The sequence below is a fragment of the Cypionkella sinensis genome (genome assembly GCF_042646385.1).
GTDB lineage: Bacteria > Pseudomonadota > Alphaproteobacteria > Rhodobacterales > Rhodobacteraceae > Cypionkella > Cypionkella sinensis.
The window spans coordinates 280,003-302,002 of the sequence record NZ_JBHRTO010000002.1; the positions used below are offsets into that span (position 1 = coordinate 280,003).

At 61.8% G+C, this 22,000-nt stretch carries 20 protein-coding genes; 13 read left to right on the forward strand and 7 right to left on the reverse strand.

All coding sequences use genetic code 11. From position 1 onward, the window contains the following. Nucleotides 1–33 precede the first annotated feature (33 nt). The 5 genes from ACFOGH_RS16575 to dtd all read left to right on the forward strand — a co-directional run bounded on the left by ACFOGH_RS16575 (nt 34) and on the right by dtd (nt 4,896). The gene (locus tag ACFOGH_RS16575; RefSeq protein ID WP_380074272.1) at nt 34–1,122 is read left to right on the forward strand and encodes an SPFH domain-containing protein; all 1,089 of its coding nucleotides are present in this window, start codon (nt 34–36) and stop codon (nt 1,120–1,122) included. A 6-nt stretch (nt 1,123–1,128) separates the two neighbouring features. Then, nucleotides 1,129–2,268: a primosomal protein N' (replication factor Y) - superfamily II helicase gene (locus tag ACFOGH_RS16580; RefSeq protein WP_380074273.1), complete on the forward strand. Its 1,140-nt coding sequence runs from the start codon at nt 1,129–1,131 to the stop codon at nt 2,266–2,268. A 229-nt stretch (nt 2,269–2,497) separates the two neighbouring features. Beyond that, the gene (locus ACFOGH_RS16585; RefSeq protein ID WP_380074274.1) at nt 2,498–3,469 is read left to right on the forward strand and encodes a phosphoribosylaminoimidazolesuccinocarboxamide synthase; all 972 of its coding nucleotides are present in this window, start codon (nt 2,498–2,500) and stop codon (nt 3,467–3,469) included. A 63-nt stretch (nt 3,470–3,532) separates the two neighbouring features. Then, nucleotides 3,533–4,456 (forward strand): carbohydrate kinase family protein, encoded by a 924-nt coding sequence (locus ACFOGH_RS16590; protein ID WP_380074275.1) that lies wholly within the window; start codon nt 3,533–3,535, stop codon nt 4,454–4,456. Continuing rightward, nucleotides 4,453–4,896 carry a D-aminoacyl-tRNA deacylase gene (dtd, locus tag ACFOGH_RS16595; RefSeq protein WP_380074276.1) on the forward strand — a complete coding sequence of 148 codons (444 nt, stop codon included), beginning with the start codon at nt 4,453–4,455 and terminating at the stop codon, nt 4,894–4,896. The genes ACFOGH_RS16590 and dtd overlap by 4 nt, the downstream gene beginning before the upstream one ends. A 248-nt stretch (nt 4,897–5,144) precedes the next feature. Here the strand turns inward: dtd and ACFOGH_RS16600 are convergent, their stop codons facing one another. The 4 genes from ACFOGH_RS16600 to ACFOGH_RS16615 form a co-directional block, all read right to left on the reverse strand. Continuing rightward, nucleotides 5,145–5,648 carry a hypothetical protein gene (locus tag ACFOGH_RS16600; RefSeq protein ID WP_380074277.1) on the reverse strand — a complete coding sequence of 168 codons (504 nt, stop codon included), beginning with the start codon at nt 5,646–5,648 and terminating at the stop codon, nt 5,145–5,147. 104 nt (nt 5,649–5,752) lie between these two features. Continuing rightward, complete coding sequence (locus ACFOGH_RS16605; RefSeq protein ID WP_380074278.1) at nt 5,753–7,651, reverse strand: acyl-CoA synthetase; 1,899 nt, start codon at nt 7,649–7,651, stop codon at nt 5,753–5,755. A 149-nt stretch (nt 7,652–7,800) separates the two neighbouring features. Beyond that, nucleotides 7,801–8,244, reverse strand: coding sequence for a peptidoglycan-binding protein LysM (lysM, locus tag ACFOGH_RS16610; RefSeq protein WP_380074279.1), 444 nt, complete (start codon nt 8,242–8,244; stop codon nt 7,801–7,803). An 89-nt stretch (nt 8,245–8,333) separates the two neighbouring features. Continuing rightward, nucleotides 8,334–10,112, reverse strand: coding sequence for an ABC transporter transmembrane domain-containing protein (locus ACFOGH_RS16615; RefSeq protein WP_380074280.1), 1,779 nt, complete (start codon nt 10,110–10,112; stop codon nt 8,334–8,336). 354 nt (nt 10,113–10,466) lie between these two features. On the opposite strand from ACFOGH_RS16615, the gene ACFOGH_RS16620 reads away from it, so the two are divergent. From ACFOGH_RS16620 to ACFOGH_RS16650, 7 genes are all read left to right on the forward strand, one after another. After that, complete coding sequence (locus tag ACFOGH_RS16620; RefSeq protein WP_380074281.1) at nt 10,467–11,303, forward strand: alpha/beta fold hydrolase; 837 nt, start codon at nt 10,467–10,469, stop codon at nt 11,301–11,303. Next, nucleotides 11,300–12,235 (forward strand): threonine ammonia-lyase, encoded by a 936-nt coding sequence (locus ACFOGH_RS16625; RefSeq protein WP_380074282.1) that lies wholly within the window; start codon nt 11,300–11,302, stop codon nt 12,233–12,235. The genes ACFOGH_RS16620 and ACFOGH_RS16625 overlap by 4 nt, the downstream gene beginning before the upstream one ends. Continuing rightward, entirely contained in the window at nt 12,235–13,020 is a 786-nt protein-coding gene (gene pcaD, locus ACFOGH_RS16630) for a 3-oxoadipate enol-lactonase (RefSeq protein WP_380074283.1), read from the forward strand. The genes ACFOGH_RS16625 and pcaD overlap by 1 nt, the downstream gene beginning before the upstream one ends. Before the next feature lie 117 nt (nt 13,021–13,137). Beyond that, a complete protein-coding gene (locus tag ACFOGH_RS16635) occupies nt 13,138–14,355 on the forward strand; it encodes a TCR/Tet family MFS transporter (RefSeq protein ID WP_380074284.1) in 1,218 nt (405 codons plus the stop codon). Nucleotides 14,356–14,385: 30 nt separating this feature from the next. Further along, nucleotides 14,386–15,624 carry a mandelate racemase/muconate lactonizing enzyme family protein gene (locus ACFOGH_RS16640; RefSeq protein ID WP_380074285.1) on the forward strand — a complete coding sequence of 413 codons (1,239 nt, stop codon included), beginning with the start codon at nt 14,386–14,388 and terminating at the stop codon, nt 15,622–15,624. A gap of 159 nt (nt 15,625–15,783) precedes the next feature. After that, complete coding sequence (locus tag ACFOGH_RS16645; RefSeq protein ID WP_380074286.1) at nt 15,784–17,724, forward strand: cation:proton antiporter domain-containing protein; 1,941 nt, start codon at nt 15,784–15,786, stop codon at nt 17,722–17,724. A 9-nt stretch (nt 17,725–17,733) separates the two neighbouring features. Beyond that, nucleotides 17,734–18,369: a LysE family translocator gene (locus ACFOGH_RS16650; RefSeq protein WP_380074287.1), complete on the forward strand. Its 636-nt coding sequence runs from the start codon at nt 17,734–17,736 to the stop codon at nt 18,367–18,369. Between the two features lie 22 nt (nt 18,370–18,391). Here the strand turns inward: ACFOGH_RS16650 and ACFOGH_RS16655 are convergent, their stop codons facing one another. Continuing rightward, the gene (locus tag ACFOGH_RS16655; protein WP_380074288.1) at nt 18,392–18,859 is read right to left on the reverse strand and encodes a MarR family winged helix-turn-helix transcriptional regulator; all 468 of its coding nucleotides are present in this window, start codon (nt 18,857–18,859) and stop codon (nt 18,392–18,394) included. Between the two features lie 61 nt (nt 18,860–18,920). Between ACFOGH_RS16655 and ACFOGH_RS16660 the strand changes: the two genes are divergently transcribed. Next, on the forward strand, nt 18,921–20,123 hold the full coding sequence (locus ACFOGH_RS16660; RefSeq protein WP_380074289.1) for an MFS transporter: 1,203 nt from the start codon (nt 18,921–18,923) through the stop codon (nt 20,121–20,123). A gap of 1 nt (nt 20,124) precedes the next feature. On the opposite strand, the gene ACFOGH_RS16665 is transcribed toward ACFOGH_RS16660, so the two are convergent. Both ACFOGH_RS16665 and ACFOGH_RS16670 read right to left on the reverse strand, forming a co-directional pair. Beyond that, a complete protein-coding gene (locus tag ACFOGH_RS16665; protein WP_380074290.1) occupies nt 20,125–20,883 on the reverse strand; it encodes an ATP-binding cassette domain-containing protein in 759 nt (252 codons plus the stop codon). Further along, on the reverse strand, nt 20,880–21,953 hold the full coding sequence (locus tag ACFOGH_RS16670; RefSeq protein WP_380074292.1) for an ABC transporter permease: 1,074 nt from the start codon (nt 21,951–21,953) through the stop codon (nt 20,880–20,882). Before ACFOGH_RS16670 ends, ACFOGH_RS16665 begins: the two co-directional genes overlap by 4 nt. Nucleotides 21,954–22,000 lie beyond the last annotated feature (47 nt).

Genomic DNA, 22,000 nt, shown 5'->3' on the forward strand with positions numbered 1-22,000 from the left:
AGTTCAGTTGTAAGACCCAAGGAGCAGTAAGTCATGGTTTTCGGATTTCTGAAGGGCGAGTTCATCGACGTCATCACTTGGCTGGATGACACCCGCGACACGATGGTCTGGCGGTTCGAACGCCACGGCAATGCGATCAAATACGGCGCCAAGCTGACGGTGCGCGAAGGCCAAGCGGCGGTGTTCGTGCACGAAGGCCAGTTGGCCGATGTGTTCGGCCCCGGCATGTATATGCTGGAAACCAACAACATGCCGATCATGACCACGCTGCAAAACTGGGATCATGGTTTCGACAGCCCGTTCAAATCCGAAATCTATTTCATCAACACCACCCGGTTCAACGATCAGAAATGGGGCACCAAGAACCCGATCATGTGCCGCGACCCCGAGTTCGGCCCAGTTCGCCTGCGCGCCTTTGGCACCTATTCGATGCGCGTGGCCGATCCATCGGTGTTCCTGCGCGAAATCGTCGGCACCGATGGCGAGTTCACCTCGGATGAGATCAGCAACCAGATCCGCAACGTGATCTTGCAAGAGGTCAGCCAAGTGCTGGCCAAATCCGGCATCCCGGTGCTGGACATGGCCGCCAATACCGCCGATCTGGGCAAGCTGGTCGCCACCGCGATTGCGCCAAAGATTGCCGAATACGGCCTGGCGATCCCGGAATTCTACATCGAAAACATCAGCCTGCCGGAAGAGGTGGAAAAGGTGCTGGATAAACGCACCTCGATGGGCGTCGCGGGCGATCTGAACAAATACATGCAGTTCAACGCCGCCGAAGGCATGGCGCAACCGAACAGCGGCGTCGGCGCGATGGTCGGTGCCGGAATGGCCGCAGGCATGGGAATGAACATGGCCAGCGGCGCTGGTCCCTGGGGTGCCGTTCCCGCGGCAGCAGCCCCGCCGCCACCACCGCCCGCCGCCAAGGTCTGGCACGTGGCCGAGAATGGCGCGACCAAAGGCCCGTTCTCTGAATCCGACCTTGCCAGCATGGCAGCCTCGGGCACCCTGTCGCGCACCAGCCAAGTCTGGACCGCCGGTCAGGATGGCTGGAAAGCCGCGAACGACACCGAGCTGGCAAAACTGTTCGCGATGGTGCCACCACCACCCCCGGCAGGCTGACGCATCATGGCCGTAACGGAAGCAAATCATTGGCCCTGCGCACAATGCGGGGCCGACCTGCGCTATGCGCCGGGTCAGACCGAGTTGAAATGTGACCATTGCGGCTATGTCCAAGCCATCCCAGCCAAAGCCCCGCGTCAAAAAGCCAGTGCGCTGGTCGAACATCCCCTTGCAAAGGGCCTGTCCGATGATCTGCCCGACGCGGCCAGCGAAGATGTGCGCTCGACCACCTGCCCGAATTGCGGCGCTGTGGTCGAGTTTCAGGGCGCCAATCACGCCAGCCAATGCCCGTTCTGCGCCACCCCCGTCGTGGTCGATACCGGCAGCCACCGCCGGATCAAGCCGCAAGCCCTTGTGCCGTTCGAATTGACAGAATCTCAGGCCCGCACCGCCTTGAAAAGCTGGCTGGGCAGCCTGTGGTTCGCGCCGAACTCTCTGCTGGAATACACCCGTGCGGGCCGCGCGATGGATGGCATCTACGCGCCATTCTGGACCTTTGACGCCGACACCGACAGCCGCTATCGCGGCCAGCGCGGCGATTATTACTATGAAACCCAATGGGTGAACGTCACCGTCAACGGCAAGACCGAACGGCGGCAAGAACAGGTGCGCAAGACACGCTGGTCTGCCACTTCGGGCCGGGTTTCGCGTGATTTCGATGATGTGCTGGTGATGGCCTCCAGCAGCTTGCCTGCACGTCTTGGCAATGATCTGACCCCGTGGGATCTGACCAAACTGCAACCCTATTCGCCCGATTACCTCGCTGGTTTTCAAGCCGAAGGCTACACCGTGGGCCTAGCCGATGGTTGGGGCCGTGCCCAAGCCGTGATGGCCGATGTGATTGAAAACGACGTGCGCCGCGACATTGGCGGCGATGAACAGCGCGTGGACACCGTCGATACCGATTACAGCGCCGAGACGTTCAAGCACATCCTGCTGCCGATCTGGATGGCCGCCTACAAATATGGCGGCAAAAGCTATCGCTTTCTGGTCAACGGCCAAACCGGAGAGGTGCAGGGCGAGCGTCCCTACAGCGTCTGGAAGATCACCTTTGCCGTTCTGGCGGCACTCATTCTGGCAGCGGCGGCGGCGTATATTTACGATCCGTCCATCTTTGGCCTGCCGCAACCCGATTGGATGGATTGAACCTGCGCGGGCGCTTCGGGCAGTGAAAATCGCACCAACCACAACATATTGTGGATTTCGCCCAAATGCCGCTCCAAAAACACAAGTCATTCCCAGATGGGAATGACTTTGCCGCAGTTTGATCAGAAATCTGCGCCAATGCCCGCAGCGGTCAAGCCCGACGGTTGACTCTGCCCCGCCCGCGCGCGATGAGGCGAAACAGCATACTGGGCAGCTTGGGGGCCAATCCGTGACCGATCTTTCCCGCGTTCTTGACCACGCCCGCATTGCCGAACTGCCGAACCCCTATTTCGGTAAGGTGCGCGATTGCTACGATCTGCCCGCCACCGCCGATCAACCCGCGCGGCGGATTTTGATTTCCTCCGACCGGATTTCCGCGTTTGACCGCATCCTTGCCGCGATCCCGTTCAAGGGGCAGGTGCTGACGCAAATGGCGCGGTTCTGGTTTGACCACACCGCCGACATCTGCCCCAATCATGTGCTGGCCTATCCTGACCCGAATGTGGTGATCGGCAAACACGTCACCATCCTTCCGGTCGAGGTGGTGGTGCGCGGCTATCTGGCGGGCACGACCTCCACTTCCGTGCTGACCCAGTATAAGAACGGCACCCGCACCATGTATGGCCACACCCTGCCCGATGGCCTGCGCGACAATCAGGTGCTGCCCACCCCGATCATCACGCCCACGTCGAAAGCCTTCGACGGCGGCCATGACGAACCGTTGACCGAGGCCGAAATCATCGCTCAAGGCCTGCTGACGGCGTCGCAATGGGCCGATGTGTCAGCCAAGGCGCTGGCCCTGTTCGCCCGCGGGCAAAAGATGGCGGCAGAGCGCGGCTTGATCCTTGTCGACACCAAATACGAATTCGGCCTTGATGCCGAAGGCAACATCCTGATCGCTGACGAGATTCACACCCCCGACTCCAGCCGCTACTGGATCGCCAGCGGCTATCAACAGGCTTTCGAGGCAGGCACCCGCCCGCCAAGTTTCGACAAGGATGTGATCCGGTCTTGGGTCAACGCCCGCTGCGACCCTTACGTCGATGCCATCCCGGAAATCCCGGCAGACATGATTGCAGCCACCAGCCGCGTCTACATCGAGGCATATGAGGCGATCACCGGCCAAACTTTCGTGCCCGACGCGACAGGGGCCACACCGTTGGACCGTGTGCGCGCCAATCTGGCCCCCTATTTCGTGTAGGCGGCTGTTTGCGCTAACTCTGGCGGATCGTGTAGTGTCGCAAAAACGCCAAGGGAGGCCATTATGATTCTGTCCTGTGGGGAAGCCCTGATCGACATGCTGCCGCGCACGACCACGCTGGGCGAACCCGCGTTCTCGCCCTATGCAGGCGGCGCGGTGTTCAACACAGCGATGGCCTTGGGCCGTCTGGGCGCACCTTCAGGGTTCTTCTCGGGCGTCTCGAACGACATGCTGGGCGAGATTTTGGCCGATACCTTGACCGCCTCCAAAGTCGACCACAGCTTTTGCGCGCGCTCAGATCGCCCCACCACGGTGGCTTTCGTCAAGCTGGTGAACGGCCAAGCCACCTATGCCTTCTACGATGAAGCCACCGCCGGGCGGATGCTGGCGCTGACGGATTTGCCGCAGTTGGGCGATGAGATCGAGGCACTGTTTGTCGGCGGTATCTCCCTTGTCAACGACCCCGCCGCCAGCACCTACGAGGCGCTTCAGGCACGTGAGGCTCCCCTGCGGGTGACGATGATCGACCCCAACATCCGCCCCGGCTTTATCGCTGGCAAAGAGGCAGAATACCGCGCCCGCATCGAACGCATGGTGGCGCGGGCGGATATCGTGAAGCTGTCGGATGAAGACCTGCACTGGCTGGAAGGTGCGGGCGATCTGGTGGCCCTTGCACGCGGTATTCTGGCAAAGGGTCCGAAAGTGGTGTTCATCACCGAGGGTGCCGCAGGCGCCCGCGCGGTGACAGCCACGCAAGACCGGTTTGTCGCGGCGCAAAAGGTGACGGTGGTCGATACCGTCGGCGCAGGCGATACCTTCAACGCAGGCGTGTTGGCAGCCTTGCATCAGGCGGGCGCACTGTCGAAATCGCGCGTGGCAGCCCTGTCGGACGCCGAACTGGACGCGGCTTTGTCCTTGGGCACCCGCGCAGCGGCGGTGACGGTCTCGCGTGCGGGCGCAAACCCGCCTTGGGCGCACGAGCTTTGAGGGCGCTGCTGCAACGGGTCAGCCGAGCCTCGGTTTCAGTCGATGGCGCGGTGGTGGGCGAGATCGGCGCGGGGTTGCTGATTTTGATCTGCGCGATGCAGGGTGACACCGAAGCGCAAGCAGATAAACTTGCCGCCAAAATTGCCAAACTGCGGATTTTCAAAGACGCCGCAGGCAAGATGAACCTGTCGGTGAAAGACGCGGGCGGCGCGGCACTGGTGGTGTCGCAGTTCACCCTTGCAGCCGATCTGCGCGGCAATCGGCCGGGTTTTTCCTATGCGGCGGCCCCGGATGAGGGGCGGCGGCTCTATGAGTACTTCTCGGGCCGGATTGCGGCCGAGGGGATCGCTGTCGCCAACGGGATTTTTGGCGCCGATATGGATGTCAGCCTGAACAACGATGGGCCAGTGACGATCTGGATGGACACAGCAGATTTGTGAAAGGTCAAACGCCAAACCTGATCAATCTGCTGCCACTATCCACCCGGCCACGTCAGATCGAGTCCCAGTCGCCCTTTGGCCCTTCATCTTGGCCTAAATACTCCCGCCGGAGGCTCCTGCCATCCACCAAAGAAGCCTCCGGCGGGAGTATTTAGGCCAAGATGAAGCGGCAGCAGCGGCCAAGACCCGAAGGGGCAAGGCCGCTGGGGCGGGACGCAAAATTGATTTAGCGTGCCAAAGATCCGCGCTCAGTTCAGCGCGTCGGCACATTCGATCAACGCCGCCATCGAGGCTTTCGAGCCTGCAAGCGGGTAATCGCGCACGCCGTCACCGTTCTCGTCGCGCAGATGTGCGGTGCGGCCTTCGGCCACTTCGACCAGAAAGTTCACCGCCTTGTCGCTGTTGGGCAGATCAAACAGTGCTGAATTGCCGGTCAGGGTGGCATTGCTCAGGCTCCATTCGCCGCGACGATCCACTTCCACTTGGAGATCGGCGGTGTCGCCTTCTGTGAAATTCCAATCGGTCGAATAGAATTGCAGGCGGATCGACTGATCCTGGAACACCCAGATGGTGAAGCTTTCCGCACCTTCATCGACCGCGGCCTGACAGGCGACAGAGCCATCATCAAAGCTGTTGACCGCCACCATCCAGTTTTTGTGCTGGAATAGAACCTGCTGTTCGGCTTGCGCCAGACCGGGGGCCATACACGCGGCCAAAACAACTGCACCCATTCCGATTTGCCAGAATTTCATGGCGATCTCCCTCACGATTGCGTGAGGAAGATCGGCGAGAATCCGCCATTTCGCAAATGAAATAGGCTGTCATCTTGCCGTAGCGGCAAGATTCAATCTGCGGTTTAGGGCTTGGCCTGCCAATCCCAGCCCTGCGTGAACGCGCCAAGCACCGCAGCGACGGCCTCGGTGGAGGTTGGGCTTGAGGCCACCAGCTTGGCAACGAGGCCGCGTTTCTTATCCTCGACCACTTCGGCCACTGTCACCGGCAGCTTCGCCTCGGCCAAGGCGGCGTTGTAGGTGCGGATGATGGCAAGGCGGCGCAGATCGGGTTTGAACACCTTGCCCACGGCGGTTTTCGGCAGTTCGGGCAGGATTTCGATGTATTTTGGCTGTGCGGCGCGCTCGGCGATATGGGTTTTGGCGTAATCCATCAGTTGATCAACGGTCAGCGTCGCCCCCTTGCCCAGTTCGACATAGGCGCAGGGCAATTCACCCGAATGCGCATCGGGCTGGCCGATGGCACCGACAAAGCCGACACCTTCGCAGCCCATCAGGGCCTCTTCGATGATGGCGGGGTCGATGTTATGGCCACCGCGAATGATCAGATCCTTGGCGCGCCCGGTGATGAACAGGTAGCCGTCGGCATCCAGCCGGCCCAGATCGCCGGTGCGCAAAAAGATGCCATCGGCGAACAGATCGCGGTTCTTGTCGACCTCGGTGTAGGTCGAGCCGGGCAGCACGCCGGGGTTCGAGACGCAGATTTCGCCGACCTCATCCGTGTCGCAGATGCGGAAGCCATCCGGGGTTTTTTGCAGGATGCGGATCTCGGTATAGGGGAAGGCAAACCCGACCGAGCCGATTTTCTTCGCGCCATCGGGCGGATTGACCGCGACAAGGCAGGTGCATTCGGTCAGGCCATAGCCCTCGACGATCTGCACGCCCGTGATTTTCTCAAAACGGTTGAACAGCTCAATCGGCAGCGGGGCCGAGCCGGAAAATGCGCCGCGCAGAGACTCGATCTTGGCGTTGACCGGGCGTTGCAGCAAAGCGGAAAGTGCCGTGGGCACGGTGACAAGATAGCTGGCCTGCCAGCGTTCGATCAGCTTCCACAGGTTATCGAACACGCCTTCGCCGCGATAGCCTGCCGGGGTGGGGAAGATCACATGCGCGCCCGATGCGATCATCGACATCAGGATCGGATAGGCTGCGAACACATGGAAGAGTGGCAGCGGGCACATCACGGTATCGGTTTCGCGAAACAGCAGGCGACCACCGAGCCAGCCGTTATAAATCATCCCCGAGGCGCGGTGCTGGGCGACCTTGGGCATGCCCGTGGTGCCGCCGGTGTGGAAATAGGCGGCGGTGTGGTCAGCGATGCGGTCGGTGAAGGTCAGCCGATCAGCGGGCTGGCGGGCACATTCGGCGTTGAAATTCTTGACATTCGCGCTGTGGTGGACGTGGTTTTTCGGGCGCACGAACGGCACGATCCAGCTTTTGGGCGGGCTGAGATAGCGGTTCAGATCAACCTCGAGCACGGTTTTGACGCCGGGGGCGTGGGCCACAGCCTCGGCCACCTTTTGCGCAAGGTCGGTTTTTGGGAAGGGTTTAAGGGTGACGACGACTTTCGCGCCGGTTTCACGCAGGATGGCCGAGATCTGTGCAGGCTCCAGCAGCGGGTTGATCGGGTTGACGATGCCTGCGGTCGCCCCGGCGAGCAGGGTTATGGCAGTTTCCAGCGCGTTGGGCAGAACATAGGCCACTACATCGGCGGGGCCGATGCCAAGGCTGCGGAACAGGTTGGCGGCCTGGGTCACGCAGGCGTGCAGTTCGTTCCACGTCAGGGTCTGCGCGGGGTCGGTCGGGCCAGACAGAAGCTGATAGCTGATCGCCGGGCGGGCCCCGTGTTTGGCGCGGGTGCGCGACAGGAAATCATAGATCGAATGGGCAATGTCGCGGCTTTCCCACGAAGATTCGGCCTCGATAGCTTTAAGATCGGCGCGAGATGCGAAGCCGCCTGTCATGGTAATCCTCCCCTTTGGTCTTCGAACCGGGCCGATCTGCGGCGGCCTCGGGTAGGGTCAAGATGGGGAAGATTGCGGGCTGGGGCAAGGAAAAGCCGCGCGCAAAACGCAACGTCAGCCCGCCTTTGGTGACAGGCGGGCTGAAACAGTCAGGCGCGGTGCGTGGTTTGCGGAATCCGCAGCATCTGGCCGGGGTAGATTTTGTCGGGGTGCGACAGCATCGGTTTGTTGGCTTCAAAGATCGCCTGATACATGCTGGCTTTGCCGAGGGTGTGCTTGGCAATCGCGGACAGCGTGTCGCCCTTCTTGACCGTGTAGAACACCGGCGCTTCGGCATCTGCTTCGGCCTCAACCTGGGCGACGCCTTGGACATTGCCGGCGGCAAGGATGATCTTCTCTTTCATCTCGGGGCTGACGGCGGTGCCTTGCAGAGTGACTTTGTCACCCTGAACCGAGATGTCGACACCCGTGGTATCAAGGCCGATGTCGTTCATCGCGGTCTTGATCGCCTCGGGCTCTGGCGCGGTGGCGGCTTCGGCTTTGCTGCCAAACAGCGAGGCCCCCGATTCCTTAACGAAACTCCACAAACCCATTTTACGCTCCTCTAAGCTTGCACAACTGGGCGCAAGGTAGCGGGGGCGTTGTTGGAAGGCGCGAGGGAAAGTCGGCGGGGATTTCCCCGTCAAACAGACCCGTCGGTGAATTGCAGGCGGGCGAGGCGGGCGTAAAGGCCGCCTTGGGCCACCAGTTCATCATGGGTGCCGATGGCAGCGATACGACCTTGGTCCAGCACCACGATGCGGTCGGCGCGCTTGACGGTGGCAAGGCGGTGGGCGACGACGATGGTGGTGCGGCCTTTGGCAAGGTGATCTACAGCGGCCTGTACGGCGCGTTCGGATTCAGCGTCCAGCGCCGAGGTGGCCTCATCCAGCAGCAACACGGGCGCGTCGCGCAGGATTGCGCGGGCGATGGCAATGCGTTGCTTCTGGCCGCCGGACAGCATGACGCCACGCTCGCCCAGATAGGTTTGATAGCCTTGCGGCAGGGCTTGGATGAAATCGTCAGCGGCGGCGGCTTTTGCGGCGGCCTGCACTTCGGCGAGGGTGGCGTCGGGGCGGCCGAAGCGGATGTTCTCCAGCGCCGAGGTGGCGAAGATCACCGGGTCTTGCGGGACAAGGGCCATGGCCGCGCGGAAATCAGCACGGGCGAGGCTGCGCAGGTCTTGGCCGTCGATGGTGATGCGGCCCGATTGCGGATCGTAAAACCGCATCAAGAGTTGCAGCACGGTGGATTTGCCTGCGCCCGAGGGGCCGACGAGGGCGACGGTTTCGCCGGGTTGCACAGTCAGACTAAGGCCGTGCAGGGCGGGGGCGTTGGGGCGGGCGGGGTAGTGAAAGACGACATTATCCAGCGTGATCGCACCTTTGACCGGGCGCGGCAGAGCGGCAGGTGTGGCGGATTCAACGACGGGGTCGGTGGCTTCGAGCATTTCCACCAACCGCTCGGTCGCGCCTGCAGCACGTTGGAGTTCGCCCCAGATTTCCGAGAGTGAGCCGACCGCCCCTGCAACAAGAACGGCGTAGATGACGAATTGTACCAACTGGCCGGGGGTCATCGTGCCGTCGCGCACGTCACGCGCGCCCATCCACAGCACGCCGACTACGCCCGCAAACACCAGGAAGATCACGATAACGGTCATTGCGGCGCGGGTGGCCATGCGGGTTTTGGCCGAAATGAACGACTGTTCCGAAACCGTGGCGAATTCGGCACGGGTCAGCGCCTCATGCGTGAAAGACTGGACCGTCTGCACGGCGGACAGGGCTTCCGAGGCTTTGCCAGAGCTTTGCGCGATCCAGTCCTGGTTCTCTCGGCTTTGATTGCGTAGGCGGCGGCCAAGGGTGACGATGGGAATGATGATGGCGGGGACGATCAGCAGCACCAATCCCGTCAGTTTGAACGAGGTTAGGCACATCAGCACCATGCCGCCAATCACCGTCAGACTGTTGCGCAGGGCGACGGAAACCGACGAGCCGATCACCGACAGGATCAGCGTGGTGTCGGTGGTGATGCGGCTGAGCACTTCGCCGGTGAGGATTTTCTCAAAATACGCCGGGCTCATCCCCATCACGCGGTCAAACAGAGCGCGGCGGATGTCGGTGACAACGCGCTCGCCCAAGCGGGTGACGAAGTAGTAACGGATGCCGGTGCCCACTGCCAAGGCCGCGGCGATCAGCAGCGCCGCACCGAAGTACTTATCGACGATGCTCAGGTCGCCCGCGTTGAAATTGTCGATGACGCGGCGGACGGCCATTGGCAGGATCAGACTGACAGAGGCGGTCAGCACCAAGGCCAGCCCAGCGGTGATCATCATCGGGCGATAGGGGCGCAGGAAGGGCCAGAGGCCGCGCAGGGCACCGACTTTCTTCGATTTCGCGCGTTGTTCGGTGGTGGTGTCGGCCATGGCGGTGCCCTTGATTGCTTGCGGCTTCGTCTAAGCCTGTGCGCGGATGGCTGCAAGCGTCCGGATGTCGCGCAGGCCTTTGGTCGGAGGCGGCGAACCGAAAGCAAACTCTGCGGGGCAGAGTTTGCCGGTTCGTTGCGCATAAGGCGGGACGCCGTTGCGCAAGGGGCGATGTGCTGCAAACCGAGGCTGTAAAATCGGGGCGCGCCTGACTGGCTGGCGCGGAGACGCGCCTGCCGGGGGCAGGCAGGCGCGGCCCGATTTGGCGCGGGCCAAATCGGGCAAGAAACCGAGCGTTGCGCCCTTTTGTATTTGGGTGGGGCATGGCAGTTTACCCGCGAAACGGAGGCGGACATGGTTGATTTCTTTACGGCAGGCGATGGGGCGAAGCTGGCTTACAGCGATGAAGGCGCGGGCTTGCCGCTGCTCTGCCTTGCGGGCCTGACGCGCACGATGGCGGATTTCGACTATCTGCGCCCGCATCTGCCGCCCCTGCGCCTGATACGGATGGATTATCGCGGGCGGGGGCAAAGTGCCTGGACTGGGGCAGCCAGCTATACAGTGTTGCAAGAGGCGCAGGATGCGCTGGCGCTGCTAGATCATCTGGGGGTAGCGCGCGCGGCGGTCTTAGGCACCTCGCGCGGCGGGCTGATCGGGATGCTGCTGGCGATGATCGCGAAGGATCGGTTGATCGGGCTGTGCCTGAACGACATCGGCCCGGTGATCGAGCGCAAGGGGCTGGAGCGGATTTTCGACTATGTCGGGCGCAATCCGTTTGTGAAAACGCATGAGGCCTTGGCGGAACGCCTGCCCGGCGCAATGCCGGGGTTTGTGGTGCCGCCCGAACGCTGGCTTCAAGAAGCACGTCTGCACTACACCCAAACGCCAGAAGGGTTGCGGATCACCTATGACCCTGCCCTGCGCGACAGCTTCATCGCCGGGTTCGAGGGGCCAGCCGTGGATGCCTGGCCGCTGTTTGATGCGCTCGCGGGCGTGCCGGTGGCGCTGATCCGGGGCGCGCACTCGGATCTGTTGAGCATGGCGACGGTGGCCGAGATGCAGGCGCGCAGGCCGGATATGATCTTTGGATCGGTGCCAGACCGCGCGCATATTCCGTTTCTGGACGAGCCGGAAAGTCTGGCGGTGATCCGGGCGTTTCTGGAAGTTTGCGGCGGGAAGGTGGGCGCATGAATATCGAGATGATCCATGCGGCGGCGCGGCGGCTGGAAGGCCATGCGCGGGTGACGCCGTTGCTGAATGCGCCCCTGTTGGACCGGATTGCGGGACGGCGGGTGCTGGTGAAGGCGGAATGCCTGCAATGGACCGGCAGTTTCAAATATCGCGGCGCTTGGGCGGCGGTTTCGGCCCTACGGGCAGCGAAGGGCGTAATTGCCTATTCCTCGGGCAATCATGCACAGGGGGTGGCTTTGGCCGCTCGTCAGCACGGCTTACCTGCGGTGATCGTGATGCCAAAGGACGCGCCTGCGGTGAAGATTGCCAATACTCGCGCTTATGGGGCCGAGGTGGTGCTGTATGATCGCACGCAACAGGATCGCGATGTGATTGGCGAAGGCTTGGCTGCGGCGCGGGGGCTGGTGCTGGTGCGCCCGTATGACGAGCCAGAGGTGATTGCGGGGCAAGGCTCGGTCGGTCTTGAGATTTTACAACAGTTTCAGGGTGATGCCGAGGTGTTGGCCTGTTGCGGTGGCGGGGGGCTGTCGTCGGGGATTGCCTTGGCCTGTGAGGGACGGATGCGCACGCGCACCGTAGAGCCTGCGGGGTTTGACGATATGGCGCGCAGTCTGGCGGCGGGCGAGCGGTTGCGGAATGCGGCGCTGGCGGGCTCGGTCTGTGATGCGATCCTGACGCCCTGCCCCGGCGAAATCACCTTTCCGATTTTGCAGCGGCTGGCGGGGCCGGGGTTGGTGGTGAGCGACGATCAGGCGTTGCAGGCGATGGTGCTGGCGTTCCAGCATCTGCGCATCGTGCTGGAACCGGGCGGTGCGGTGGCGCTGGCGGCGGCTTTGTTCGATGAGAGCCTTGGCGACACGGTGATCGCGGTGGCCTCGGGTGGCAATGTCGATCCGGCGGTGTTCGCAGGCGCTATGGCGCGGTTCGGCTGATGCTGGTTTATCTGGATGATATCCGACTGAATGCCGAAGTGTCGGGGCCTGTCGGCGGGCCTGCGGTGGTGCTCTTGCATGCTTTGGGCACAAATCTTTCGATCTGGGACGCGGTCGTGCCGCTGCTGCCGCGTAGCTGCCGGGTGTTGCGGTTTGATCAGCGCGGGCATGGCGGGTCTGATGTGCCCGAGCCGCCCTATGCGATGGGCGCGCTGATCCGGGATGCCGAACGGATGATGGCGCATTTCGGGATGCGCGATGCGGTGGTGGTTGGGCTCAGCTTGGGCGGACTGGTGGCGCAGGGGCTGGCGGTGAAGCGGCTGGATCTGGTGCGCGGCATGGTGCTGAGCAACACTGCGGCGAAGATCGGCTCGGCGCAGATGTGGGGCGAGCGCGTGGCGCAGGTGCAGGCCACAGGGCTGGCCGATTATGCGCCGGGGGCGATGGCGCGGATGTTCGGGCGGCGTTGGCAAGAAGTGGCAGGAATGCCCCGGGTGCGCGCGATGCTGGAGGGGATGGACCCGCGCGGCTGGGTCGGCTGCGCAAGTGCCATTGCCGGGACGGATTTTTACACGCCGACCGCCGCGCTAACTCTGCCAACGCTGGCGATTGCCGGGGCCAATGATGGCACAACCCCGCCCGATCTGGTGCGAGAGACGGCGGATTTGATTTTGGGCAGCCGGTTTCACCTGATGCGCGGCGCGGGGCATTTGCCGATGGTCGAGAAGCCAGAGGAATATGGGGCGGTGTTGTCGGAGTTTCTGGTTTCGGTTGGGCAAGTCTGAGGCGTTGAAGCGGGGGCTAGCCCCCACACCCCCAGGATATTTATGAACAGATGAAACAATTTTAGTCGAATTGTTTGTAACTGGCCGCAAGGCGCGGGTTGGAGTTAGGGGAATATCATGTTTGCGCGCGGCAATCTGAGTTTGTTGTTCATCCTGTTCACGGTGGCGCTGGATGCCATCGGGATCGGGTTGATCTTTCCGGTGATGCCGGATCTGATGGAGGATGTGACCCACGCGGGGCTTGGGCAGGCGGCGCTGTGGGGCGGGGTCTTGGCTGCGGCTTTCGCGGTGATGCAGTTTTTATGCGGGCCGCTGGTGGGCAATCTTTCTGATCGGTTCGGGCGCAGGCCGGTATTGCTGGTGTCTTTGGCGGTGATGGCGCTGGATTATGTGGCGATGGCTTTGGCGCATACGGTTTGGCTGCTGTTGATCGCGCGGATTGTGGCGGGGGTGGCGGCGGCGACCCATGCCACGGCGAATGCCTATGTGGCCGATATCTCAACCCCGGATCAGCGCGCCAAGCGGTTTGGGCTGATCGGGGCGGCGTTCGGGATTGGCTTTGTCGCGGGGCCGATGCTGGGCGGCGTGCTGGCGGGGATTGATGTGCGGGCCCCGTTCTGGGTGGCGGCGGGGCTGGCTTTGGCCAATCTGGTGTTCGGCTGGTTCGTGATGCCGGAAAGCTTGAGCTTGGCGAACCGCCGCGGTTTTACGCTGGCGCGCGCCAATCCCTTGGCCTCACTCCGCGCGGTGCGGCGGTTGCCGGGGTTGCAGCGGTTGCTGCTGGTGAGCTTTCTGTATGCGGTGACGTTCAACGTCTGGCCAGCGATCTGGTCGTATTACAGCAAGGCGGCGTTTGGCTGGGATGCGCGCTGGATCGGGTTTGCGCTAGCGGCATTTGGCGTCTGCATGGCACTGACGCAGGCGCTGTTGGTGGCACCGATGATCCGCCGCTTGGGCGAGCGGCGCACGGCGGCGGTGGGCATGGGGTTGGAGGTGGTGTCTTACGGCTTTTACGGCTTTGCCACTTCGGGATTCTGGGCGCTGGTGTTCACGCCGATTGCAGCTTTGGGCGGGGTAACGGGGCCGAGTTTGCAGGCGATGATGTCGCGCGCGGTGCCGGAAAACCAACAGGGCGAGTTGCAGGGGGTGAATTCCTCGCTGAATGCTTTGGCGATGATTATCTCTCCCTTGGTCATGACATGGGTGTTTGATCTGTTCACCTCGGATAAGGTGCCGTTTCATCTGCCCGGCGCGCCATTTTTGCTGTCTGCGACACTTATGGTCGCGGTTGTTATACTCTTTGTCGCGGGAACGCGCGAAGCGGGCAAGCCCTAGGCTAGCCTGACCCGAAAATGGGGGTGCCTTATGAAGCTGCGCGATCTTGAGATTTTCACCGTAGCCCCGCCTGCGCCGGGTTGGGGCGGGCGGTATTGGACCTTTGTGAAGCTGACGACGGATAACGGCATCGTCGGCTATGGCGAGTGCTATGCCTCTACCGTGGGCCCGCGCGCGATGGATGCAGTGATCCATGATGTGTTTGAGCGGCATATGCTGGGCGAAAACCCGGAAAATATCGAGTTGATGTATCGCCGCGCCTATTCGTCGGGCTTCACGCAGCGGCCTGATCCGACGGTGATGGGGGCATTTTCGGGGCTGGAGATCGCCTGCTGGGATATCCTTGGCAAAGCGCGCGAGCGGCCGGTTTGGGCGCTGCTGGGCGGCATGATGAATGAAAAGGTGCGCTCCTACACCTACCTTTACCCCGAAGAAGGTGTGATTCCGGCAGATTTCTGGGTGAACCCGGATATGGCCGCCGAAGCTGCGGCTAGGTGTGTAAAGCAGGGCTTCACGGCGGTGAAATTCGACCCGGCTGGCCCCTATACCATCCGCGGCGGACATGAGCCTGCGATGTCGGATATTTCCCGCTCGGTGGCGTTCTGTGCGAAAATCCGTGAGGCGGTGGGCGACAAGGCTGACCTGTTGTTCGGCACGCATGGCCAATTCACCACGCCGGGGGCGATCCGGTTGGGGGTGGCGATCGAGCCCTACAATCCGCTGTGGTATGAAGAGCCGATCCCGCCGGATAATCTGGCCGAGTTTGCCGAAGTGGCGAAATCGGTGCGCATTCCGATTGCCACGGGCGAGCGGTTGACGACGAAGGCCGAGTTTGGCGCGCTGTTGCGCCATGGCGGCGCGAAGATCTTGCAGCCTGCCTTGGGGCGTGTTGGCGGCATCTGGGAAGCGAAGAAGATCGCCGCGATGGCGGAAGTGTTCAACGCCGAGATGGCGCCGCATTTGTATGCGGGCCCGGTGGAATGGGCAGCGAATGTGCATTTTGCGGTGTCGATCCCGAATATCCTGATGGCCGAGACGATCCAGACCGGCGGGGCGTTCCATCTGAAGCTGATCAAGCATTCCTTGAAATGGGAGGATGGTTATATCCTGCCGCCCACCGCGCCGGGTCTGGGGATCGAGTTTGACGAGGATGTGGCGCGGGCGCATCCCTATACTGGCACAGCGTTGCATTTGCAGATGCAGGAAGCGCCTTGCGACTATCTGCATGGCAATCGGTTTGAGGGTGGCGCGCCCAGCACCGAGTTCTGACGCAAGCTTTTGAGGGTCGGCTTTCCTACGAGCGGCCGAGGCTATGCATTTGATGAATCGTGGCTCCGCTGATGCCGGGGCCACGATTTTTCTCAAAAATCGGGCTGTTGGCGGGCATGGTTTTCGCGTAGAACATGCCACCCCCGATAGGATTTGCGCATGACCGATTTTCTGCTGTTGGCTTTTGTATTTCTGGTGGCTGGCGTGCTGACCGTGCCGATTGCGGCGCGGCTGGGCCTCGGGTCAGTACTGGGCTATCTGATTGCCGGTATCGTGATCAGCCCGGTGCTGGCGCTGCTGCATGTGGATGTCGCCTCGATCCAGCATTTCGCCGAGTTTGGCGTGGTGATGATGCTGTTTCTCGTCGGGCTGGAGTTGGAGCCGGAAACTCTGTGGGCAATGCGGGCGCGGCTACTGGGGTTGGGCGGCGGTCAGGTGGTGCTGACCACGCTGGCGGTGATGGCCGTGGCGATGGCCTTGGGGCAGGTTTGGTCGGTGGCGCTGGCGGTGGGGCTGGTGTTTTCACTGTCATCCACCGCCATCGTGTTGCAGACCTTGGGCGAGAAGGGATTGATGAAAAGCGACGCCGGGCAGGCGAGTTTCGCTGTGCTGTTGACGCAGGATATCGCCGTGATCCCGATGCTGGCGCTGATCCCGCTGCTGGCTTTGCCGGAATTGCAGGGCGGCCATTCGGTCACGGATCATGCCGAGGCATTCACGCTGGTGGCGGGATTGAACGGCTGGCAAGTGGCACTGGTGAATATCGCGGCGATCATCGGCGTGGTGCTGGGCGGCAGTTACCTCACCCGCCCGGTGTTCCGCTTTGTCGCCTCGGCACAGTTGCATGAGTTGTTCACCGCGACAGCCCTGATGATGGTGATCGGCATCGCGCTGCTGATGACGCTGGTGGGCCTGTCGCCGGCTTTGGGCACGTTTCTGGCCGGGGTGGTGCTGGCCAACAGCGAGTATCGGCACGAGTTGGAATCCGACATCGACCCATTCAAGGCGCTGCTGCTGGGGCTGTTCTTCATGACGGTGGGGGCGGGCATCAACTTTGTGCTGCTGTGGGATAACCTTGGCCAGATCATTGCGCTGACGCTGGGCCTGATTGTGGTGAAAGTGGTGGTTCTGCTGGTGCTGGGGCGGATTTTCCGGCTCGGTTCGCTGGATAAGTGGTTGTTCGGTCTGGGGCTGGCGCAGGCGGGGGAGTTCGGTTTTGTGCTGATCTCGCTGATGGTGTCCTCGGCGGTGTTGCCGGGAGAGATCGCCGACAAGCTGCTGCTGGTGGTGGCGCTGTCGATGCTGCTGACGCCGGGGCTGTTCATCTTTTACGACCGCATGATCGCGCCGCGTCTGGCCGACAAGATCGACCGCCCGGCAGATGAAATCACCGACCCCAGCCATATCATCATCGCGGGGCATGGCCGGGTGGGCGGATTGGTCAACCGGATGCTGCGCGCAGCGGGCTATCATACCACGGTGATCGACTTTAGCTCGAAGCAGTTGGATATGCTGGCGAAATTCGGCGTGAAGGCCTATTTCGGCGATGCGACGCGCCCCGACATGCTGATCTCGGCGGGGATTGCCGAGGCCAAGCTGTTCGTGATCGCGATTGACGACAAGGATCAGATCACCGAATTGGTGCGCCACACCACACAGACCTATCCGAACCTGCATGTGATCGCCCGCGCGGTGGATCGCAACCATGTGTATGATCTGTGGGCGGCGGGGTGCCGCGATATCATCCGCGAGACCTATGACAGCTCGACCCGGATGGGACGTTCGGCGTTTCAGGCCTTGGGCGCGACGCTAGAGCAGGCCGAAGAAATGCGGCAGGCCTATAACGTGATGGATCAGAAAAGCATGTTGGCGATGGCCGAGCATTACGACCCGAACATCCCCAACTTTGAGAATGAGGCCTATATCAAGAATGCCCGCGCGATCAGCGCCAAGCTCGAGCAGAAGCTGATCCTGAAATTCGCGGAAATTCTGGGCAAGACACCGATAGAGACACTGCTGCCGCCCGGCGTGCCGGAACCGCATCAGCCGCCGCTTGAGGATGTGCCGGAAGAATTCGCCACCGAAACCATCCGGGGCTAAGGGGGAACCATGCTTGCATCACTGATCGCCTATGCGGCGGCTTTGGGATTGGCGGCGGCGGTGCCGGGGCCGGGCGTTGCGGCATTGGTCGGGCAAAGCATGGGCAATGGCTTGCGTGCGGCGCTGTTCCTGCTGGCCGGGATCGTGCTGGGCGATGTGGTGTATCTGACGGTTGCCGTGGCGGGATTGGCGGCAATTGCAAAGGCCTTTGCCGGGGTGTTTCTGTTGGTGAAGGTGCTGGGTGGGGCATATCTTTTGTATCTGGCCTACAAGCTGTGGACCAGCCACGCAAGCATCAGCGCGGATCGCACTGAAAAGCAAAGCACGGATATTGGCGCATTTCTGACCGGTTTTTCGGTAACTTTGGGCAACCCGAAAACCATCGTGTTCTACCTTGCCCTGCTGCCCACAGTGCTGGATTTACGCAGCATCGGTCTGGCCGAATGGGCGCTGTTTGTGCCAGTGACCGCGCTGGTGCTGACAGCGGTTTTGACGCCTTATGCAATGCTGGCTGCGCGGGCGCGCGGGCTGATGCGGCGGCCTGCGGCGATGCAGCGGCTGAACCGGGTGGCGGGTGGCATCATCGGCGCGACCGGGGTGGTCATTCTGGGACAAGCCGCGACGGCATTGGTGCGGCGGGCCTGATCGGCGCTACGCCACGGCGGACTTAGCCCAACTGCCACAGGATTTGTGCAAGTGCTGCGGCATCGGTGGTGGTGACTTCGCGCGCCAATGCCGCGTGTTCGGCTTTCCACAGCGGCACAGCTTCGGCAATGATCGCGTGGCCCGTGTCTGTCAGCACCGGGCGGCGGGCACGAGCGTCCTTCTCATCGGGGATCAGGGCGACAAGGCCACGCTTTTCCAAGGTTTTCGCGGCTGCCGTCATGGTGGTGGCGTCCATTGCCAGAAACTCGGCCAACTCGCCCAAACGAGGCTTCCATGGACTGCTGAGCGCCACCAGCATGGAAAACTGGCCATTGGTCAGGCCCAAGGGTGCAAACAAGCGATCAAACCGCCGGGCCAGTTTGCGCGCCGCACGTTGGCTTGCAAGGCACAGACATTCGTCACGGATTTGCAGAACGGTCTGAAGGGGCAGACACGGGAAGATTGTTTGGGGCAGGCTTGATTGGGTCATTTTATATTGATATCAAACTAAAGCGAGTGGGACAAGCGGCGGGTTGTCGCAGGAGGTTAGCATGGCGGATGCAGGATATCGCTGGGTTATCGTAGCGGCAGGCGGGGTGATGGGCTGTGTGGCAATGGGGGCACTGTTCGCGCTGCCAGTCTTGCTGACACCAATGGTCGCGGCCTCGGGCTGGTCACGGGCGGGGATTTCGGCGGCGATGACGATTGCCTTTCTGTCAATGGCAGCGATGGCGATGATCTGGGGCGCGCTGTCGGATCGGTATGGCGCGCGGCCGGTGGTGATGGCGGGGGCGGCGCTGTTCTCGGTCAGCCTGTGGGCTGCGGGGCAAGCCCCATCGCTGCTGGCGTTTCAGGTGATTTTCGGCGTGGCAGTGGGCGGATCGGTGGCGGCGTTTTTTGCACCGATGATGGCGACGGTGACGGGTTGGTTCACCACGCAGCGCAGTCTGGCGGTGTCGCTGGTTTCGGCCGGGATGGGGATGGCACCGGTAACGATGTCGCCGTTGGCGGCCTGGCTGGTGCAGACATATGACTGGCGCAGCGTATTTGCGATCTTGGCCGGGATCGTGGCGGTAGTGACGTTGCCGCTGGCCTTGCTGTTGAAGCGGCCTCCGATGCAAACGGCAATGCCGGGGGTGGATGGGCCGGATGATACGATGACGGTGCGGGGTGCCGTGCGCTCGCCACAGTTCATCGTGCTGGTTGCGACGAATTTCTTCTGCTGCGCCACCCACTCGGGGCCGATTTTTCACACGGTTTCCTATGCGGAAATCTGCGGGATTGCGGCGCTGGCGGCGGTGTCGATTTACTCGGTCGAGGGCATTGCCGGCATGTTTGGCCGCATTGGCTTTGGCGTGATGGGCGATCGGTTTGGCGCCAAGCAGGTGCTGGTGGCGGGGCTTTTGGTGCAGGCGTTCGGGGCGCTGGGGTATTTCTTTGCCCGCGATCTGGGGCAGTTTTATGCCGTGGCGGCGCTGTTTGGCTTTATCTATGCCGGGATCATGCCGCTGTATGCGGTGCTGGTGCGCGAGAATTTTCCAATGAAGATGATGGGCACGATCATGGGCGGAACAGGCATGGCCGGCAGTTTGGGCATGGCGACTGGGCCGGTGCTCGGCGGTTGGATCTTTGACCGCACGGGCAGCTATGGCGGGCTTTACATCACCTGCTTTGGGCTGGGGTTGGCGGCGTTTGCGGTGGCGATGACGTTCCGGCCTTTTGCGCGGCCCCTGCCAGAGGCCGCGCTGGGATAAATTACGCCTCAACGCCGCCTTTGACGCCCGTAATGTATGACACGATGTCGTTGCCGTCGGTTTCATCTTTCCGCAAGCTGGCGACGATGCGGCCGCGACGGAACACCACGATGCGGTCGACCAGATCAAAGACTTGCCGCAAGTTGTGCGACACGAGGATCAGCGGCACACCACGATCTTTCAGACCGCGGATGATGTTTTCCACCTGCGCGGTCTCTTGCACCCCCAGCGCAGCCGTGGGTTCATCCATGATCACCAGTTTTGACGCGAAAGCCGCCGTCCGCGCGATCGAGACGCATTGGCGCTGGCCGCCCGACATATTGCGGATCGGGTTATCAACATTGGGGATTTTGACGGCGGTGATCTTCAGCGCCTCCATGGTTTTTTCGCGCATGGCTTTGCGGTCCAGCACGGAGAATGGCCCGAGTTTGAACTTGAACAACTCGCGCCCCAGAAACAGATTTGACGGCACGTCAAGATCATCGGCAAGGGCGAGGGTTTGGAACACCGTCTCAATACCAGCCTCACGCGCTTGCAGCGGGCCTGCGAAATTCACCGACGCGCCATCGAAAATCACGTCACCCGCAGTGCGTTGCTCAACTGCGGTAATCTGGCGGACGAAGGTGGATTTGCCTGCGCCATTGTCGCCCACCACCGCCACATGCTCGCCGTGACGCAGGGTGAAATTGGCATCCTCCAGCGCGTGAACACCGCCGTAGCGCTTGGTCAGGCCACGGGTTTCCAGAATAAATTCGCTCATACCCGTGCCCCCCGGCGTTTCTGCCGCCATTGATCCAGAACCACCGCGCCGACGATGATCGCGCCTTTGACCATTTCCTGATAATAGGCATCGAGTTTGAGGAAGGTGAAACCCGAGATGATCACCCCGAAAATCAGCGCGCCAATCACCGTGCCGATGATCGAACCGCGCCCGCCTTGCAAGGAAATCCCGCCGATCACGGCCATGGCGATAGCGTCAAGCTCATACATCATGCCCATATTGGCTTGCGCGGTTTGCCCCTTGGACGACACCACAATAGCGGCAATCGAGGCCAACATCGCAGCGATCACATAGACCAGTACCTTGTGGCGATCGACGTTGATGCCTGACATGCGGGTGGCTTGTTCATTGGAACCGATGGCATAACTGTACTTGCCGTATTTGGTGTATGTCATGATCAGGTGAAACAGCACCGCCAGTGCAACAAAGATCAGCACCGGGCGCATACCTGATCCGATGGCGTTATAGCTTTCGGTCGGGAAAGAAATCGGATTGCCGGTAGACCACCAACGCGCAAAACCGCGCGCCGAGACCATCATGCCCAGCGTGGCAATGAATGGCGGGATCTTGGTGTAAGCCACCAGCGCGCCATTGATCAGGCCCGCCAGAAGGCCACAGCCAAGACCGACGAGGATCGGCACCAGAATCGGCAAATCCATTGCCCAGTCGCCAAAGATTGCCTTGGCGTTAGGGTTGCCGTTGACCAGCGCGGTTTGCGCAAAGCTCATCGCGACCATGGCGGTGGCGCCGACAACCGAGCCCGAGGACAGATCAATACCCCCGGTGATGATCACTTGCGTCACGCCGATGGCAATGATGCCAACGGTGGCGACTTGCAAGATGATGATCGACAGCCGCTGGGTGTTGAGCAGGCCCTGCGTACCCTCACGGGTGTTGAACAAAAAGCTTTCGCCGATGATCAGGCGGCCCAGAATTTCAAATGCCGCGACGATGATCACGAAGGCGGTGAACACGTTCAACTCTTGCGGCCGGGCTTTTTTCGACGGGTCGTATTTCAGGCCAACAAGGCCATGCGCAGGCTCTGCCACGGGCTTCTCCCCCAGATTGTCAGATGAAATGGTCTGACCCCATGCAA

Excerpts from the sequence above, each read along its gene's own strand:
- ACFOGH_RS16575 (WP_380074272.1), top strand. The coding sequence starts at position 34 with ATGGTTTTCGGATTTCTGAAGGGCGAGTTCATCGACGTCATCACTTGG.
- ACFOGH_RS16580 (WP_380074273.1), top strand. The coding sequence starts at position 1,129 with ATGGCCGTAACGGAAGCAAATCATTGGCCCTGCGCACAATGCGGGGCC.
- ACFOGH_RS16590 (WP_380074275.1), top strand. The coding sequence starts at position 3,533 with ATGATTCTGTCCTGTGGGGAAGCCCTGATCGACATGCTGCCGCGCACG.
- ACFOGH_RS16600 (WP_380074277.1), bottom strand. The coding sequence starts at position 5,648 with ATGAAATTCTGGCAAATCGGAATGGGTGCAGTTGTTTTGGCCGCGTGT.
- ACFOGH_RS16605 (WP_380074278.1), bottom strand. The coding sequence starts at position 7,651 with ATGACAGGCGGCTTCGCATCTCGCGCCGATCTTAAAGCTATCGAGGCC.
- lysM (WP_380074279.1), bottom strand. The coding sequence starts at position 8,244 with ATGGGTTTGTGGAGTTTCGTTAAGGAATCGGGGGCCTCGCTGTTTGGC.
- ACFOGH_RS16615 (WP_380074280.1), bottom strand. The coding sequence starts at position 10,112 with ATGGCCGACACCACCACCGAACAACGCGCGAAATCGAAGAAAGTCGGT.
- ACFOGH_RS16620 (WP_380074281.1), top strand. The coding sequence starts at position 10,467 with ATGGTTGATTTCTTTACGGCAGGCGATGGGGCGAAGCTGGCTTACAGC.
- ACFOGH_RS16625 (WP_380074282.1), top strand. The coding sequence starts at position 11,300 with ATGAATATCGAGATGATCCATGCGGCGGCGCGGCGGCTGGAAGGCCAT.
- pcaD (WP_380074283.1), top strand. The coding sequence starts at position 12,235 with ATGCTGGTTTATCTGGATGATATCCGACTGAATGCCGAAGTGTCGGGG.
- ACFOGH_RS16635 (WP_380074284.1), top strand. The coding sequence starts at position 13,138 with ATGTTTGCGCGCGGCAATCTGAGTTTGTTGTTCATCCTGTTCACGGTG.
- ACFOGH_RS16640 (WP_380074285.1), top strand. The coding sequence starts at position 14,386 with ATGAAGCTGCGCGATCTTGAGATTTTCACCGTAGCCCCGCCTGCGCCG.
- ACFOGH_RS16645 (WP_380074286.1), top strand. The coding sequence starts at position 15,784 with ATGACCGATTTTCTGCTGTTGGCTTTTGTATTTCTGGTGGCTGGCGTG.
- ACFOGH_RS16650 (WP_380074287.1), top strand. The coding sequence starts at position 17,734 with ATGCTTGCATCACTGATCGCCTATGCGGCGGCTTTGGGATTGGCGGCG.
- ACFOGH_RS16655 (WP_380074288.1), bottom strand. The coding sequence starts at position 18,859 with ATGACCCAATCAAGCCTGCCCCAAACAATCTTCCCGTGTCTGCCCCTT.
- ACFOGH_RS16660 (WP_380074289.1), top strand. The coding sequence starts at position 18,921 with ATGGCGGATGCAGGATATCGCTGGGTTATCGTAGCGGCAGGCGGGGTG.
- ACFOGH_RS16665 (WP_380074290.1), bottom strand. The coding sequence starts at position 20,883 with ATGAGCGAATTTATTCTGGAAACCCGTGGCCTGACCAAGCGCTACGGC.